This window comes from Bogoriella caseilytica (assembly GCF_003752405.1).
Taxonomy (GTDB): domain Bacteria; phylum Actinomycetota; class Actinomycetes; order Actinomycetales; family Actinomycetaceae; genus Allobogoriella; species Allobogoriella caseilytica.
This window is the reverse complement of record NZ_RKHK01000001.1, coordinates 2,350,016-2,365,362: the sequence shown is the minus strand read 5'-3', so window position 1 is coordinate 2,365,362 and position 15,347 is coordinate 2,350,016. Positions and strand designations below refer to the sequence as shown.

The 15,347-nt window shown below is 69.9% G+C and carries 13 protein-coding genes; 5 read left to right on the top strand and 8 right to left on the bottom strand.

The window, feature by feature from the left end; all coding sequences use genetic code 11:
- Window positions 1-149: 149 nt before the first annotated feature.
- The 4 genes from EDD31_RS10610 to mtrA form a co-directional block, all read right to left on the bottom strand.
- Entirely contained in the window at window positions 150-884 is a 735-nt protein-coding gene (locus EDD31_RS10610) for a ComF family protein (protein ID WP_170163275.1), read from the bottom strand.
- Between the two features lie 96 nt (window positions 885-980).
- Window positions 981-2,702 (bottom strand): LpqB family beta-propeller domain-containing protein, encoded by a 1,722-nt coding sequence (locus tag EDD31_RS10605; protein WP_123304125.1) that lies wholly within the window; start codon window positions 2,700-2,702, stop codon window positions 981-983.
- The gene (gene mtrB, locus EDD31_RS10600; protein ID WP_170163274.1) at window positions 2,699-4,321 is read right to left on the bottom strand and encodes an MtrAB system histidine kinase MtrB; all 1,623 of its coding nucleotides are present in this window, start codon (window positions 4,319-4,321) and stop codon (window positions 2,699-2,701) included. The genes EDD31_RS10605 and mtrB overlap by 4 nt, the downstream gene beginning before the upstream one ends.
- 116 nt (window positions 4,322-4,437) lie before the next feature.
- The gene (gene mtrA / locus EDD31_RS10595; protein WP_123304123.1) at window positions 4,438-5,121 is read right to left on the bottom strand and encodes an MtrAB system response regulator MtrA; all 684 of its coding nucleotides are present in this window, start codon (window positions 5,119-5,121) and stop codon (window positions 4,438-4,440) included.
- A gap of 188 nt (window positions 5,122-5,309) precedes the next feature.
- On the opposite strand from mtrA, the gene EDD31_RS10590 reads away from it, so the two are divergent.
- The 5 genes from EDD31_RS10590 to EDD31_RS10570 are packed head-to-tail and all read left to right on the top strand — an operon-like array spanning window position 5,310 to window position 10,889.
- Window positions 5,310-6,563, top strand: coding sequence for a DUF7847 domain-containing protein (locus tag EDD31_RS10590; RefSeq protein ID WP_123304122.1), 1,254 nt, complete (start codon window positions 5,310-5,312; stop codon window positions 6,561-6,563).
- Complete coding sequence (locus tag EDD31_RS10585; protein ID WP_123304121.1) at window positions 6,564-7,265, top strand: DUF4129 domain-containing protein; 702 nt, start codon at window positions 6,564-6,566, stop codon at window positions 7,263-7,265.
- On the top strand, window positions 7,262-8,431 hold the full coding sequence (locus EDD31_RS10580; protein WP_170163273.1) for a DUF4350 domain-containing protein: 1,170 nt from the start codon (window positions 7,262-7,264) through the stop codon (window positions 8,429-8,431). Before EDD31_RS10585 ends, EDD31_RS10580 begins: the two co-directional genes overlap by 4 nt.
- Window positions 8,428-9,597, top strand: a complete 1,170-nt coding sequence (locus EDD31_RS10575; RefSeq protein ID WP_245991129.1) for an AAA family ATPase — start codon at window positions 8,428-8,430, stop codon at window positions 9,595-9,597. The genes EDD31_RS10580 and EDD31_RS10575 overlap by 4 nt, the downstream gene beginning before the upstream one ends.
- Entirely contained in the window at window positions 9,597-10,889 is a 1,293-nt protein-coding gene (locus EDD31_RS10570) for a DUF58 domain-containing protein (RefSeq protein WP_123304119.1), read from the top strand. The genes EDD31_RS10575 and EDD31_RS10570 overlap by 1 nt, the downstream gene beginning before the upstream one ends.
- Window positions 10,890-10,895: 6 nt before the next feature.
- Here the strand turns inward: EDD31_RS10570 and EDD31_RS10565 are convergent, their stop codons facing one another.
- From EDD31_RS10565 to prfB, 4 genes are all read right to left on the bottom strand, one after another.
- Window positions 10,896-12,416 carry a M23 family metallopeptidase gene (locus EDD31_RS10565; protein ID WP_123304118.1) on the bottom strand — a complete coding sequence of 507 codons (1,521 nt, stop codon included), beginning with the start codon at window positions 12,414-12,416 and terminating at the stop codon, window positions 10,896-10,898.
- A 9-nt stretch (window positions 12,417-12,425) separates the two neighbouring features.
- The gene (gene ftsX, locus EDD31_RS10560) at window positions 12,426-13,340 is read right to left on the bottom strand and encodes a permease-like cell division protein FtsX (protein WP_123304117.1); all 915 of its coding nucleotides are present in this window, start codon (window positions 13,338-13,340) and stop codon (window positions 12,426-12,428) included.
- 8 nt (window positions 13,341-13,348) lie between these two features.
- Window positions 13,349-14,038: a cell division ATP-binding protein FtsE gene (ftsE, locus tag EDD31_RS10555; protein ID WP_123304116.1), complete on the bottom strand. Its 690-nt coding sequence runs from the start codon at window positions 14,036-14,038 to the stop codon at window positions 13,349-13,351.
- 119 nt (window positions 14,039-14,157) lie between these two features.
- On the bottom strand, window positions 14,158-15,285 hold the full coding sequence (gene prfB, locus EDD31_RS10550; protein ID WP_123304115.1) for a peptide chain release factor 2: 1,128 nt from the start codon (window positions 15,283-15,285) through the stop codon (window positions 14,158-14,160).
- Window positions 15,286-15,347: the final 62 nt, after the last annotated feature.

Genomic DNA, 15,347 nt, shown 5'->3' with positions numbered 1-15,347 from the left:
GGCTCGCCTCTGCACGGCGAGCGAGCGGCGTAACAAACCACCTCCTTCTCGAGGACAACAAAGCCCGGCTCACTCTCGCGCGAGCCGGGCTTACTGGGTCATTGCCCTCCATGACGTCACGCTACAGCGTGTGCTGCGACACAACCAACTCAGGGCGACAGGCCGGCTCCCGAGGCCGGGGTGGCGACCAGAGTGAAGGCGCCCATCGCCTGGACGCCGGCCTCCTGGAGCGCTGCAGCACTGGCGGCAAGGGTGGCTCCGGTGGTGACGACGTCGTCGATCAGGAGTGCCGCGGTGCCCGCCGGGAGGAGGTGGGTGAGGTGCATCCGGCCTGCGCGTTGCGCGGCACGCTCGCGCCGGCCGGCGCCGGCAAGGTGGTGCCGACCGCCGGTACGCCGCAGCACATCGGCCGTCAGGATCTCGCCCACGTCCGTCAGTCCGGCCTCGCGCAGACCGGTGGCCAATCCGCTGGCCACCGCATCGGCCAGGTCGGCCACCACCAGTCGGCGCGCCCAGCGTCGGCGCCATCCCGAGGGGGCGGGCAGCACCAGCAGAGGTCCCGTGACTCCGTGGAGCAGGGCACGCAGATCGAGGTCCTCGGCCCAGTGCTCGGCGCTCACCTCCGCAGCCTGCAGCAGAGGCGCCGCACAGTCGCGGCGGTGGTTCTTCCATGCCAGCACCGCGGCCCGGCGCGCGCCGCGGTACGGGCCTGCCGACCAGGTGGGCAGCGACGGGTTCGGTAGGTCCAGGCAGCGACGCGGCGGGCCGGCAAACAGCGCAGCGCAGTCCTCACAGAGTGTCTGGTCCCATCGGCCACAACCCACGCACTCCCGCGGCAACACCAGGTCCAGCAGCGCCTGAACCCGCCCCCCGGTGCCGTTCACCCTCCGAGCGTGGCTCATCTCGCCACCCCACCGGCCGGCACCACGGCCCGGATGGGGACGGGGCGGAGACTCACAGCCTCTGTGGGGGCGGCGAGGCTACCCGGGAAGTGCCGGGTCTTCCAGGCCCACGTGGGCCGCGCGCCAGGTGGCGCCATTGCGCTCGAAGATCGTGCCCTCCTCGGTGGTCACGAGCAGGGAGGTGTCCCCGCGGCCCGCGGTGATCCGCACGGCACCCTCGACCACCGGCAGCGCCGCGTGGGGCGCTCCCAGGGGCACGGTGTGCACGGCACGAGAGGGCTCAAGATCGGAGGTGGCGAGCACGGCCAGCGTGGTGGGCCCGACCCAGGCGAGATCGCTGGGATCCTCGAGCCGTTGTGCGACCGCGACCGGGTCGGCCAGCTGGCTCGGGCGGCCCTCGGTGTCACGCTGCACGGCGGCCACCTCGACCACGGCTTCGCCGGCCACCTCACGGATGAGGCCGGCCCGCGAGCCATCACGAGAAATCCGCAAGGCCAGCACCTCTCCCTCGGCGAGCCACGGCGCGGTGATGTCGACCCGCTCCCCGGTGGCCTGGATCGCGATCATCTGCGGATCCTGGTCCTCCTCCTGGCTGATCGTCCAGATCCACCCGAAGCGATCGATCGAGGGCGCCAGGAGGTCTCGTCCTTCCACCAGGACCGAGGGCGGGGATTGGAAGTCCGGCACGGTCACCAGATTGTCTCCGCCATCGATCACCACCGAGGGGGGATCCTCGCCATAACCGGTCGCCGGCGAGCTCAGCTCGTCGCCGAGCAGGTCGGCTCCGGGGTGCATGGTGGCCTCGCCCTCGCTGACCTGCATCAACTCGCCATCGGCGATGGCGAGCCAGCTCGACGGCGTGCTGTAGGGATACACGGAGAGTTCGGGCAGGCTGCTGCCGGTGTCGAAGGCCTGCTGCCCGACTGCCAGACGCACCTCTCGCACATCACCGGCCGTGGCGAGGGTGGCCTCGATCTGGGCCCGCAGCAGAGCGCGATCATTGACCTCGGCTTCCAGGACGGCGCTGGTGAGATCCACCGTGGCCACTCCGTCGGTCCCCACCGGCACCGAATCGACCCGCAGGCGGGTGCCACTGGGCGCGGCCGTGCGTACGCCCGGTTCGAGCCACTCGGAGGGGCCGGCGAGCAGGGCGTTCGTCGCGGCAGTCGCCAGGTTCTCCCGGGGGAACCAGCGCGTCTCGAGCACGAAGTACTGGTCGTCGGGCGTCAGGAAGTGCAGGTAAGTGGAGGAATAGGCCAAGGAGAAGCTGGCCTCGGGCAACAGGATGCCGTTCGGGAGATCCACGATGCGCCACTCCCCGGCCGCATTGCGGGCCAGCGACATCTCGGCATCGAAAACGGCATCGACTGGTGCCTGGATGTAGCGGCCCCTCTCGTCGACGGTCGCCACGGCGTCCACCGAGACCTCCACGGCGCCCGTGGCGGTGCGCTCAACCCGCGGGGCGCTGCTGACGTGGATCTGGGTACTCTCGCCCGGGCGCCAGTCCTCGACCGCCGGGCCCGCGAGGAAATCACGCGCTACCCCGAAGTCATCGCCGAAACCTGCCGTGACCGCGTCGAGGAAGCCCTGCACGATTTCTTCCGGCTCGGCTCCTGGGCTGGGGCCCGGGACGAAGAGCGAGACCTCACTGCCGGCGGGGAGCTCGGTATCGGCCGAAGTGACCGGCCCCGATTGCGGCAGCCCGGCACAGGCACCGACCGCTACGGCAAGGGCCAGGAGCAGGGCCAGGGCACCGAGCACGCGGCGCGGCTGCGGCCGGTGCGGCACGGACGCGGTCATGAGCCCTCCGAGGTGACCAGGATCGGTGCACCCGCGTCGTCGGGTTCGAGCGGCAGTGGCCCGTCCTCAGCACTGACCACGCCGCCGGCTCTGCGCGGCACGGTCACGAGGAAGGAGGCGCCCTCACCCGGCCGAGACCAGGCTGCCAGGATCCCTCCGTGCAAGCGCACGTCTTCCATGGAGATCGCCAGGCCCAATCCGGTCCCGCCCGTGGTCCGGGCGCGGGCGGGGTCAGCTCGCCAGAAACGGTCGAAGACCCGCTCGGCTGAGGCTGCGTCCATGCCCACGCCGTGATCGCGGACCCGGACGGCGAGGGCTTCCTCGTTCACAGCCACAGCGATGTCGATGGGTCGCCCGTCCGAGTGCTCGATGGCGTTGGAGATGAGATTGCGCAGCACCCGTTCGATCCGGCGGGAGTCCACGTCGGCGGTGGCCGGCTCCTCGGGCAGGTGCATCCGCACCGCAGAGCCCTTGGCATCGGCCAGCAGGGCGGTCAGTTCCACCACGTAGCTCACCAGATCACGGATATCGCGCTTCTCCACCTCAAGTACGGCGGCACCGGCGTCGAAACGCGAGATTTCCAGCAGGTCGGCGAGCATCTGCTCGAAGCGGTCGAGCTGGGTCTGCAGCAGCTCGGCGGACCTGCGGGTGGCCGGGTCGAAGTCGTCCTTGGCGTCGTGCAGCACCTCGCCGGCCATGCGAATGGTCGTCAGGGGGGTGCGTAGCTCGTGGGAGACGTCGGAGACGAAGCGCTGCTGCAAGCGTGAGAGCTCCTCCATGCGTTCGATCTGCTGCTGGAGGGAGGCAGCCATCTCGTTGAACGACTGGGCCAGCACCGCGAGCTCGTCCTTGCCACGTACGTCCATGCGCTGCTCAAGGTGGCCGGTGGCCAGTTGCTCGGCCGCCCGCACTGCCTCGGTGACCGGGCGCAGCACCCAACCGGTGATGGCACCGGCCAGCACACCAAGCAGGATCACCACAGCCAGGGCAGCCACGATGAGGATGCCCATGACCATTGAGATCGTGTTCTGTTCCGAGCCGAGGGAGTAGAAGATGTAGAGCTCGTACGAACCGGCCACTGGCAAGGTGATCGGCGAACCCACCACCACGCCGGGCACCTCACCCTCGCCGCTGGGCAGGGCCACAGGCTGCCAGTGCTGCCCGCCCTCGCTCGCCACGGCGTCGCGCATCTCATCGGTGACGAGGTCACGGAGCTCCTCATTGATCAAGGGCTCGATGATGGACAGGCCATCCGGGTCCGGTGACCGCCGCACCACGACGCCCTCGGAGTCCGGAGAGCGGGACTGGTGATCCTCCATCCACTGGATCAGGACGTTCCTGGCTTCCTCCGCGGTGGTGGCGGTAGAGGCATCGAAGACCTCCTGAGCGTAGGTGGTCTGCACCAGGGCGTCCCCGAGGGCTTGCTCGACGCGCTCGTCGTACAGACTGTCGCGGATCTCGCTGGAGACGAAGGTCCCCACCACCACGATGGCCGCCAACCCACCGAACACCGTGATCACCACCACCCGGAACGTCAGCGAGGTGCGCCAGCTGCGCACCAGACCGACGAGCCTGCGCCGAGCGCGACGGCGCAGGCGCCGCGGCGGGGGCGCCTCCATGCTCGGCCCCGCCGTCTCGCCTGGGACCATCACCTGCGCAGGCGGCTCGGAGCTCTTCTCAGCCGTCGGGCTGCCGGCACCCGAGCCCGGAGCCGGGGCCGGAGTCGGCACCCTGATCACGTCTGCGGGGCCCCCGCGCGATAACCCACGCCACGAACCGTCACGACAACCTCGGGATTCTCCGGGTCCTTCTCCACCTTGGCGCGTAGGCGCTGCACGTGGACGTTGACCAAGCGGGTGTCGGCGGAGTGGCGGTAACCCCAGACGTGCTCGAGCAGGATCTCGCGGCTGAAGACCTGCCAGGGCTTCCGGGCGAGGGCCACGAGGAGATCGAACTCCAGCGGGGTGAGGGCGATGAGGTGCCCCTCGCGCCACACCTGGTGCCCGGCGACGTCGATCTCGAGGTCGGCGACCTGGAGGCGCTCGGGCTCGGGCTCGTCCTGACGGCGCAGGCGTGCCCGCACCCGGGCCACAAGCTCCTTGGGCTTGAAGGGCTTGGGGATGTAGTCGTCGGCGCCGGCTTCCAGACCGGTGACCACATCCAGGGTGTCGGACTTGGCGGTGAGCATCACGATGGGCACGTCGGACTCGGCTCGGATGATGCGGCAGATCTCCACTCCGTCGAGCCCAGGGAGCATCAGGTCCAAGAGCACCAGATCGGGCTGCACGGCGCGGAAAACGTCCGGGGCCTCGGCACCGTCGGCGCAGAAGGCCGCCTCGAAGCCTTCAGCTTCGAGCACGATGCCGATCATCTCGGCCAGGGCGGTGTCGTCGTCGATCACGAGCAGCTTGGCACTCATAGAGCACATGATCCCATTAGTGGCCGTTCTCTGGGTGCTTCCGCGCCCACGCACCGCCACAATTGCCGGGCTACGGGGCGACCGTGACACGATAGGAAGCCACAGCGGCCCGCGGCGGGCGGCCGAGGAGTCCTCACGCGTCTGAAAGGGTGTGCGGTGAAAGCGATCCGGTCAGGGGGTAGTGGCGTATGAGTGAGCAGCAGGGCCAGTACGGGCAGTACGGCAGCTCCCGGCCTACGCCGGGGCAACCGGGCCAGTACGGGCAGTACGGCAACCCGCCGTCGCAGCCGCAGCCCGGAGCCCCCTCGGGCGGTCAACCCGGCTGGAGCCAAGGTCAGAACTCCTGGGGCCAGTCCCAGTGGGCACCCGCACCCGGTGCCCCGGGCGGCTCCGGTTACGGTCAGTACGGCCCCGCCCAGGGCAGTGGAGCGCCCGCGGGCTTCGGCGGCCCGCCCAAGCCCGGCATCATCCCGCTGCGCCCCTTGAGCGTCGGTGAAGTGCTCGACGGCGCCTTCCGGGCCATTCGTGCCAATCCGAAGGCCACTTTCGGCCTCTCACTGCTCATCATGGGTGTCGCTGCCCTGCTGACCACCGTGGTCACAGCTGCGATGACCTACGCCTTCGCGCTACCGGCCATTGATCCCCTTCTCACTGGTGGCCCCTTCGCCGATCCCTTCGGAGACCCGGCAGCCTCCGCGAGCCAGGTGGGCCCGGCACTCCTGGCACTGGGCCTGACGCTGCTGATCTCCCTGCTCTTCACGTGGATCGCCTCGACGATCCTGACCGGCCTGCTCATGCACTCCACGAGCCAGGCGGTCATCGGGCGCACCGCCAGCATCTCCGAGATCTGGCGCCTCGCCCGCGGCCAGCTCCTGCGGCTCTTCGCCCTGACCATCGTCGAGGCAGTGATCCTCTTCACCGTCTACGTGGTGGTGATCGCAGCGGCAGCGGGCGCGATCGGAGGCGCGGCGGTGGTGCTGGGCGACGGGCCCTGGAGCATCGTGGCGATCCTGCTGCTGGTCTTCGTGGCGATCCTGGCCGTGGTGGTGGTGCTGGGCTTCTTCGTCATCCGGCTCGCACTGGCCACCCCCTCGCTGATGCTGGAGCGCCTCGGCCCCCTCGCGGCGATCAAGCGCGGATGGCAGGTCTCGCGCAAGCACTTCTGGCGCCTGCTCGGCATCCTGCTCCTCGCCGGGATCATCGTGGCGATCATCAGCTACGCGGTGGCCATCCCGTTCTCGGCGGCGTTCATGTTCGTCGAATCCGCCGAGGCTCTCACCATTCTGCTACTGGTCCAGACGGCGTTCTCCGTGCTCGCCATGGCGCTGACCACGCCCTACTTCGCCGCCGTGACGGCGTTGGCCTACATCGATTTGCGGATGCGCAAGGAGGGCCTGGACGTCACCTTGGCCCAGAGCGCGGAAGCACAGGCAGGCGAGTAGGTGCACGCGCTGCTGCCCGCCTGGCGTTCCGGATCGCTACCGCTCTCCGTGCCGGTCGAGCCGGATGCCGAGACGGCCCGAGAGTGGGCCGAGGACGAGCTCTCCCGTTCGGTGTACCAGGAGGGCACGTCCTTCTTCGACATGATCCTGAACTGGCTGTCCGAGCTCTGGGACTACCTGGCGGGCTTGGGCACCGGTGTCAGCGCACCGATCGTGCCCATCATCGTGGCGGTCATCCTCGCCGGGGTTGTGGCCCTGTCGCTGTTGCTGGCCGGCCGGGTGCAACGCCAGGCCCAACGGGCCGCCGGTGGCTCTCACGAACTCTTCGAGGACTCCCGGAACTCCGATGCCCTCTTCGCTGCGGCCGGGGCCGCCGCGGATACCGGTGACTGGCCGCTGGCTGTCCTGGAACAGTTCCGGGCCATCATCAGGTCGCTCGACGAGCGCACCATCGTGGACGACCGCGCCGGCCTGACCGCGCACGAAGCGGCCACCGAGGCCTCCGCCGCCCTGCCGCCGCTCAGCTCCGATCTGACCGGGGCTGCATCGCTCTTCGACGACGTCGCGTACGGCGAGGCCGTACCGGGGAGCGAGGAGTACGCGCAACTCCGGCAGCTCGCCGCGGCCGTGGGCGAGGCCACGCCGGTGCCACCTGACCAGCGTGGCCACGCCCCCGTCGCAGGATGGGCCCGGGTGCGATGACGGCACCACCGATTCCCGCCCAGGCGGCGGACAGCGCGGCGCCTGCGGCTCCGGTCAGCAGGCGCCGCCGACGCCTGATGCTGACGCTCTTCATCGTGGTGGTCGTTACGCTCTTCGCTCTCACTGCCCTGCTGGAGCCGCGCACCTCGACTCGACCCCTGGCCCCGGACAACCCCGGGGGCAACGGCGCGATGGCTACGGCGCGCATCCTGGAAGAGCAGGGCGTGGACGTCCGCGAGGTCCGCGCCTGGAGCGAACTGCAGCGCCAGGCCGAGAGCGGCAGCACCGTCTTCGTCCCGCACGCCCGGATGCTGCGATCCGGCCAGGTGGAGCAACTGCTGGGCACCGGCGCGGATGTGGTGCTGGCCGGGCAGCTGCGCGTCGGGGATCCGCTGATGGAGGAGCTCCCACTGAGCACGAGCAGGGTGAGCACCCAGACGGCGAGCGCATCCTGCCCCGAACGGCACGCGGCCGCTGCCGGCGAGATCGAGGTCTCGCAGGTGGTGGTGCCCGACGGTGCTCCGGACGAGCTGGAACTCTGCTTCCCCGCGGGCGACGGCGGGGCCTGGGCCACCTGGCCTCAGGATGGCGGCACAGTCACCTACCTGGCCTCGCCCGAGGTGGTCTCGAACGGCATGCTCGCGGAGTACGGCCACGCCGCTCTGACGTTCCGCACTCTCGGAGCCCACGAGACCCTGCTGTGGTACCTCCCGCCCGATCTCGAGGCTGCCGGGGCCGTGGATGACTCCGTTCCCATGGTTCCCCCGGCGCTGTGGACGATCGGCGCCGTGCTCGCCGCCGCCGTGGCACTGCTCGGTCTGGCCCAGGGGCGGGGCATGGGCCCAGTGGTGGTCGAGGTGATGCCGGTGACGGTGCCCTCGGCGGAGACCACCTTCGGGAGGGGGCGCCTCTACCGGCGCAGTGGCGCTCGGGACCACTCTGCCGCCGCCTTGCGTGCCGGGAGCATCTCCCGGATGGCCACGTCCCTCGGCCTGCCCCGCTCAGCCGGGCGGGACAGCATCATCGACGCCGTCGTGCGCGCCTCGGGGCACCCCCGTGAGGATGTCGCCGGCACGCTGTACGGGCCGCCGCCGCCGGACGACGGCAGCCTGCTTCATCTGTCCACCACGCTCGATGCCCTGGAGAAAGAGGTCCGACGCCCATGAGCCAGTACCCCCACACGCCCGCCGGCCCGCCTGCGGGGGGCCAGCCGAGCGGCGACGAGCGCTTCCAGCCCCACGGTCCGCACCAGCAGCAGCCAGGAGTGCCGCACCAGTCGCAGCCTGAGCCGCACCAGCCCGAGCACCAGGGCGCGCCGCTCGGCCCTCCCGCGGAGCACGATCCGGTAGCGCCGTCAGCCCCCTCAGGGCCGGCAGCGGAAGAGTCCCCCGCGCGGGCCAAGCTCGCAGCGCTGCGAACCGAGATCGGCAAGGCGGTGGTGGGCCAGGATGCCGCCGTGACCGGTCTGGTCATCGGGCTGCTCTGCCAGGGACATGTGCTGCTCGAAGGGGTACCCGGGGTGGCCAAAACCCTCCTGGTGCGCACCCTCGCGGCCACCCTCAAGCTCGGCACGAAGCGCGTGCAGTTCACCCCCGACCTCATGCCGGGCGATGTCACCGGCTCCCTGGTCTACGACGCGCGGACCGCCGAGTTCCACTTCCGGGAGGGCCCGGTCTTCACCAACCTGATGCTCGCCGATGAGATCAACCGCACCCCTCCCAAGACCCAGGCGGCGCTGTTGGAGGCCATGGAGGAACGCCAGGTCTCGGTCGAGGGCGACCCCAAGCCGGTGCCGGACCCCTTCATGGTGATCGCCACCCAGAACCCCATCGAGTACGAGGGCACCTATCCACTGCCTGAGGCGCAGCTGGACCGCTTCTTGCTGAAGGTCTTGCTCCCGATCCCCGAGCGCGAGCAGGAGATCGAGGTGCTGAACCGGCACACGCACGGTTTCGACCCTCGGGATCTCCAGGCCGCCGGGGTGTCCGTGGTCGCGGGGCCGGAGGACTTGGCCGACGCCCGAGCGGAGATCGCCCAGGTGCAGATCTCCCGCGAGGTGATCGGCTACGCGGTGGACATCGTTCGCGCCACCCGCACGTCTCCGTCACTGGCTCAGGGCGTCTCGCCGCGAGGTGCCACGGCCCTGCTGCGCACGGCACGGGCCTGGGCCTGGCTCTCCGGGCGTAGCTACGTGACTCCGGACGACGTCAAGGCACTGACCCACACCACGTTGCGCCACCGGGTCCAGCTCCAGGCCGAGGCGGAGTTGGAGGGCGTGACCGCCGAGTCCGTGCTGGATGGCATCCTCGCCACCGTGCCGGTGCCTCGCTGATGCTCCCCACGGTCCGCGCCGCGGCCGTGATGGCCGCAGGGGCCCTCCCGGCGCTGCTGTGGCCGCGCCCGGCCACCGTGCTGAGCTGGATCCTGCTGGTGGTGCTGGCCGTGCTCGTCGACGCGCTCCTGGCGGCCTCACCCCGGCGCATCGAACTGGACCGCACTCCTCCGCTCTCGGTGCGCCCGGGCGAGCCGACCTCGAGTGCCCTCCTGCTCACGAATGCCGGCACTCGCACCCTGCGCGGCCTGGTGCGCGATGCCTGGCCTCCCTCGGCGGGCGCTGCCACCAATCGCCACCGGGTGCAGGTCCCGGCCGGGGAACGCCGCCGCGTGCGCACCGGTCTGCTCGCGACCCGGCGCGGGCGGCTGGAGGCCGATCTGGTCACCATCCGGTCAGTGGGCCCGCTCGGATTGGGGTTCCGGCAGCGCTCCCTCGAGGCGCCGGCCTCGATCGTGGTGCTGCCGCCGTTCCGGTCGCGCCGCCACCTCCCCTCGAAGCTCGCACGATTGCGCGAGATCGACGGCCAGACCACCCTGCTCTCGCGCGGCCAGGGCACGGAGTTCGACTCGCTGCGCGAGTACGTCGACGGCGATGACGTCCGCTCCATCGACTGGCGTGCCTCGGCTCGTGGCGCCGACGTCGTGGTGCGCACCTGGAGGCCCGAGCGCGACCGCCGCGTGCTGATCGTGATCGACGTGGCGCGCCTGTCCGCGGCGCGGCTGGGTGAAGCCCCGCGCCTGGACGCCCAGATCGAGGCGGCCCTCCTGCTCGCGGCCCTGGCCACCAAGGCCGGCGATCGGGTGGATCTGGTGGCGGTGGACACGCGGCTGCGTGCCCGCGTCAGTGGGCAGGCCGGCCCACAGCTCATGAGCGCCCTGGCCCACTCCCTGGCCACGGTGGAGCCTTCACTCGTCGCCCTGGACACGGTGACCGTGACCCAGGCGGCGCGCGACATGCTCTCTCAGCGTTCCCTGGTGGTGCTGATGACGGCCCTGGATCCCTCCAGTACCGTCTCGGGCTTACTTCCCGCAGCAGCTGCGCTCGCCCGGGATCACACCGTGGTCCTCGCCTCAGCCTCGGACCCCGAGACAGCGGCGCTGCGCGCCGACCGCACCTCACCTGAGCGGATCTACGATGCCGCGGCCGCCGAGCGTGAGGCTCTGGAGCGCCGCGCCACCGCCGAGCGGCTCCGCCGCCGCCGGGTGGAGGTCGTCGAGGCCGAACCTGAGGATCTCGCGCCCGCACTGGCGGACAAGTACCTGGCGCTCAAGGCGGCCGGCCGGCTCTGAACGGCTCTACAGCTGGGTCATGGGATCGATCGCGGTCCCGTTCCGCCAGATCTCCAGGTGCACGTGGCAGCCGGTGACCATGCCGGTGGCGCCGGTGTAGCCGACCACCTGCCCCTGGGAGACGCGCTGGCCTGCCCGGACCGCGAAGCCCGAGAGGTGGTTGGTCACCGAGATGTAGGAGTTCCCATCCGACATCACGCCGTGGTTGATGAGCACCTGGTTCCCGGAGGTGGGCGTGGATCCCACCGGGCGCACCTCGGCGACCACGCCGTCGGCGATCGCCACCTGCTCCTGACCGCAGGCTGAACGTAGGTCGACTCCGGCGTGCAGGGCCCGCTGACCGGTGATGGGGTAGATGCGCCAGCCGAAGCCGGAGGTGATGGTGACCGGTCGTGGCACCGGGGTGATGAACCGGGAGCCGTTCGGTGCCGAACTCGCCGGCGGCGGGGGCGGAGGCGGGGCCGGTGGAGCCGCGGTGCCACTGGAGCCGGACTGCCGTTGTGCTTGCTCTGCCTGACGCGCCCGCTCTGCCTCGCGTTCGCGCTCCCGTTCACGTTGCCGCTCGCGCTCGCGGCGGTTCTCTTCGTCGATCTGGGCGATCCGTTCGGAGAGGTCGGCCTGGTCGGACTCGATCCGGGCGATCTGATCCTGGTACTCGCCCTGCTGGTTCTCCAGCTGCTCGGCCAATGCCGTGGCATCGGCCTGGGCTGTTTCGATGGCGGTCTTCGCGGCCTCGGCGTCGTCGCGGGCCTGGTCAGCGGCCGCCACGGCCGTGTCGGCATCGGCACGGGCCTGGTCAGCGTCGGCGACGGCGGCGTCGGCTGCATCGCGCAGTTCCCCGACGCGGTCGGTCACCGCATCGAGGCGCTCCTGCTGGTTGCGCTGGACCGCCTCGGCCTCTTCGAGGTCACGCAGCACCTGGGTCTGGGAGCTCACGGCGGTGTTGGTGACCGAGTAGCTGCGCAGGAAGTCGGCCGAGCTGGCTGAGCCGAGCACGACGTCGAGGGTGGAGGTGGTGTGGTCGCCGCGGTAGACCGAGCGGGCAAGATCCCCCAGGGCGGCCTGGGTGCCGCCGATCATGTCTGCGGTCTCCGCGATCTGTTCTCTCATGCCTGCGGCCTCGCTCTCGGCGAGCTCCAGGCGGCTTGCGACCTGCTCTTGGCGGCTCTCGGCCGCGGCGAGGTCACGTTCGGCCTCGATCAGCGCTGCCTCGGCCGCGGCGAGGTCGTCCTCGGCGTCGGCGAGTTCCTGCTGCGCGATCGGGAGGCGCTGGCGGGCGGCCTCCAGATCGAGGTACGTCTCGGCCAGCTCAGTCTCGACGCCTTCGAGAGAGGATTGCAGCTCCGCCTGGCGGCGCTCGTTCTCCTCCTGCTCGCGCACCAGTTCACTACGGTCATCGGCGGTGGCGAAGGGGACGGTGAGCGCCAGCGCGAGGAGTGCGACCAGGGTGGCGAGTGTGCCGCGCCTGGCCGGTGTCCGGCTGCGCTGGGTGGAAGGGCGTGTGCGGCGGGGGGAAGAGCTGCGCACGAGTTCACCTCAGACTTTCGTATATCGGCCGAGCGTGACCATGGACGTGAGACCCGCCACGAGGATCGCGGCGAGCAGGAGGAAGGGGGCGACGAGCAGGACGTCGCCGCCGGAAATGAACTGCACCCAGGGGGTGTCGGAGGCCAGCCAGCCGCCCACAAGATGCTCCACACCGAGGTAGAGCCCGCCGACGGCCAGGCCAGCGCCCACCAGGGCGGCGATGGCACCTTCGAGCATGAAGGGCAGTTGGATGAAGATGTTCGAGGCCCCCACCAGGCGCATGATGCCGGTCTCGCGGCGCCGGGACATGGCCGAGAGCCGGATGGTGGTGGTGATCAGCAGCACCGCGGTGAGGATCATGACGCCGGCCAGGCCCGCGGAAAGCAAGGTCGCGCGGTTGAGGATGAGGAAGAGCGGTTCCAGTTGCTCCCGCTGGTCACGCACGTCCTCCACTCCGGGGCGGCCGGAGAGCTCGTCGGCGACGATCTGGTACTGCTCGGGGTCGACCAGGGAGATGCGGAAGGAGACCTGCATCTGCTCCACGCTGACGGTCTGTGCCCAGACGGTGCCCTCCATCTGCTGCTGGAAGGCGGCGAAGGCCTCCTCCTTGGTCTCGAAGAAGACTTCGTCCACGTAAGGAGCCAGCGCCTCGGATTCGAGCAGTTCCTCGATCTCCTCGATCTGCTCCTCGGTGGCCTCACCGCCGGCACAGTTGAGAGTGGCTGATTCGTCCGCGCACATGAAGGCCGAGACCTCCACGCGGTCGTACCAGTCGTCCTTGAGCTTCTCGACCTGGATCTGCAGCAGGGCTGCGGCGCCGACGAACATCAGGGACACGAAGGTCACCAGAGCGACGGAGACGCTCATGGCGAAGTTGCGAGAGATGCCCTGGAAGGTCTGGCTGAGGACGAATCGCAGTCTCATACCGGCCCTTATCGCTTCGCGCCGTAGACGCCGCGGGACTGGTCACGCACGAGCGCACCGTCGGCGAGTTCGACCACGCGCTTGCGCATCTGGTCGACGATCTCGTCGTCGTGGGTGGCCATGACCACGGTGGTTCCGGTGCGGTTGATCCGGTCGAGGAGGCGCATGATGCCGATCGAGGTGGTGGGGTCGAGGTTGCCGGTCGGTTCGTCCGCCAGGAGGACAGCGGGGCGGTTGACCATGGCGCGGGCGATCGCCACGCGCTGCTGCTCACCGCCGGAGAGTTCATGCGGGAGGCGCTTCTCCTTGCCGTCGAGCCCCACGAGCTCGAGCACTTCGGGCACGGCCGTATGCACGTAGTGCCTGGGCCTGCCGGTCACCTGCGGGGCGATGGCCACGTTCTCGAAGACGTTCTTGGAGCTCAGAAGGCGGAAGTCCTGGAAGACCGTGCCGATACGACGCCGGTAGTGGGGAACCTTCCAGCGGGAGAGCTGGCCGAGATCCTTGCCCAGGGCGTGGATCTGCCCGGCAGTGGGGCGCTCCTCGCGCATGATCAGCCGGATGAAGGTCGACTTCCCCGAGCCGGAGGAGCCGACGAGAAAGACGAACTCGCCTCGCTCGACCTCGAGAGAGACCTCATCCAAAGCGGGCCTGGCGCCGCGCGCGTAGACCTTCGTGACGTTCTCGAACCTGATCACAACAACCACCGGCCGGCACTCGACGATGGGGGAAGATGCAACGCCGGCCTGGCGGCGAGGCTATCCGTGACCGTGCTGTGACCCGGCGCGACACGCCGAGGCGCGCCCTGCGTGGCGGCTCACTCGGCTGCGGCAGCCGCCTGCTCGTACTTGCGCCAGCGGATCCCGGCATCGATGAAGCCGTCGATCTCACCGTCGAAGATCGCCTGGGTGTTCCCGGACTCGAACTCGGTGCGCAGGTCCTTGACCATCTGGTACGGCTGGAGCACGTAGGAGCGCATCTGATCGCCCCAGGAGGCCTTGACGTCGCCGGCCATCTCCTTCTTCATCGCCTTCTCCTCCTGCTGGCGCTGCAACAGCAGCCGTGACTGGAGGACTCGCATGGCGGCGGCCCGGTTCTGGATCTGCGATTTCTCGTTCTGCATGGAGACCACGATGCCGGTGGGGATGTGGGTCATGCGCACCGCCGAGTCGGTGGTGTTGACCGACTGCCCGCCCGGGCCCGAGGAGCGGAAGACATCCACCTTGATCTCGTTCTCCGGGATCTCGACATGATCGGTCTGCTCGATGAGCGGGATGACCTCGACGGCGGCGAAGGAGGTCTGGCGCCGGCCCTGGTTGTCGAAGGGCGAGATGCGCACCAGGCGGTGCGTTCCGGCCTCTACGGAGAGGTTGCCGAAGGCGTAGGGCACGTTCACCTCGAAGGTCGCGGACTTCAGCCCGGCCTCCTCGGCGTAGGAGGTGTCCAGCACCTTGATGGGGTAGTCGTGGCGCTCGGCCCAGCGGGAGTACATGCGCAACAGCATTTCTGCGAAGTCGGCGGCGTCCACTCCCCCGGCCCCGGCGCGGATGGTGACCACCGCTTCGCGCTCGTCGTACTCGCCGTCCAGCAGGGTGCGGACCTCGAGCTGACCGAGGGCTTGGCGCACAGAGGCGAGTTCGGCGCTGGCGTCCTCCATGAAGGCGTCGGCATCGTCGCCGGTTTCTTCCTGCCCGAGCTCGACGAGCGCCTCGAGATCCGCGATCCGCTCCCCCATCTGCTCCACGCGCTTGAGATCGGACTGGGCGTGGGAGAGGCGGGTGTTCAGCTTCTGGGCGGCCTCGGGGTCATCCCAGAGGCCCGGATCGGCCGCCTGCTCGGAGAGCTCGGCGACGGTGGCTTTCAGCGCCTCGGGGTCGGTGACGGCCCGGATCGATTCGTAGGTGCTGCGGAGCTGGGAGATCTCAGCGGAGAAGTCAATGGCCACAAGGATCGAGACTACCTGCTGGATGCGAGGCGCTGCCGAGGAGTGGCCACTCCGTGGCGTGG

Bases quoted from the DNA above. Each gene is read 5' to 3' on its own strand.
- mtrB (WP_170163274.1), bottom strand. From the start codon at position 4,321: ATGGAGGCGCCCCCGCCGCGGCGCCTGCGCCGTCGCGCTCGGCGCAGG.
- ftsX (WP_123304117.1), bottom strand. From the start codon at position 13,340: ATGAGACTGCGATTCGTCCTCAGCCAGACCTTCCAGGGCATCTCTCGC.
- EDD31_RS10580 (WP_170163273.1), top strand. From the start codon at position 7,262: ATGACGGCACCACCGATTCCCGCCCAGGCGGCGGACAGCGCGGCGCCT.
- mtrA (WP_123304123.1), bottom strand. From the start codon at position 5,121: ATGAGTGCCAAGCTGCTCGTGATCGACGACGACACCGCCCTGGCCGAG.
- EDD31_RS10575 (WP_245991129.1), top strand. From the start codon at position 8,428: ATGAGCCAGTACCCCCACACGCCCGCCGGCCCGCCTGCGGGGGGCCAG.
- EDD31_RS10570 (WP_123304119.1), top strand. From the start codon at position 9,597: ATGCTCCCCACGGTCCGCGCCGCGGCCGTGATGGCCGCAGGGGCCCTC.
- EDD31_RS10605 (WP_123304125.1), bottom strand. From the start codon at position 2,702: ATGACCGCGTCCGTGCCGCACCGGCCGCAGCCGCGCCGCGTGCTCGGT.
- EDD31_RS10590 (WP_123304122.1), top strand. From the start codon at position 5,310: ATGAGTGAGCAGCAGGGCCAGTACGGGCAGTACGGCAGCTCCCGGCCT.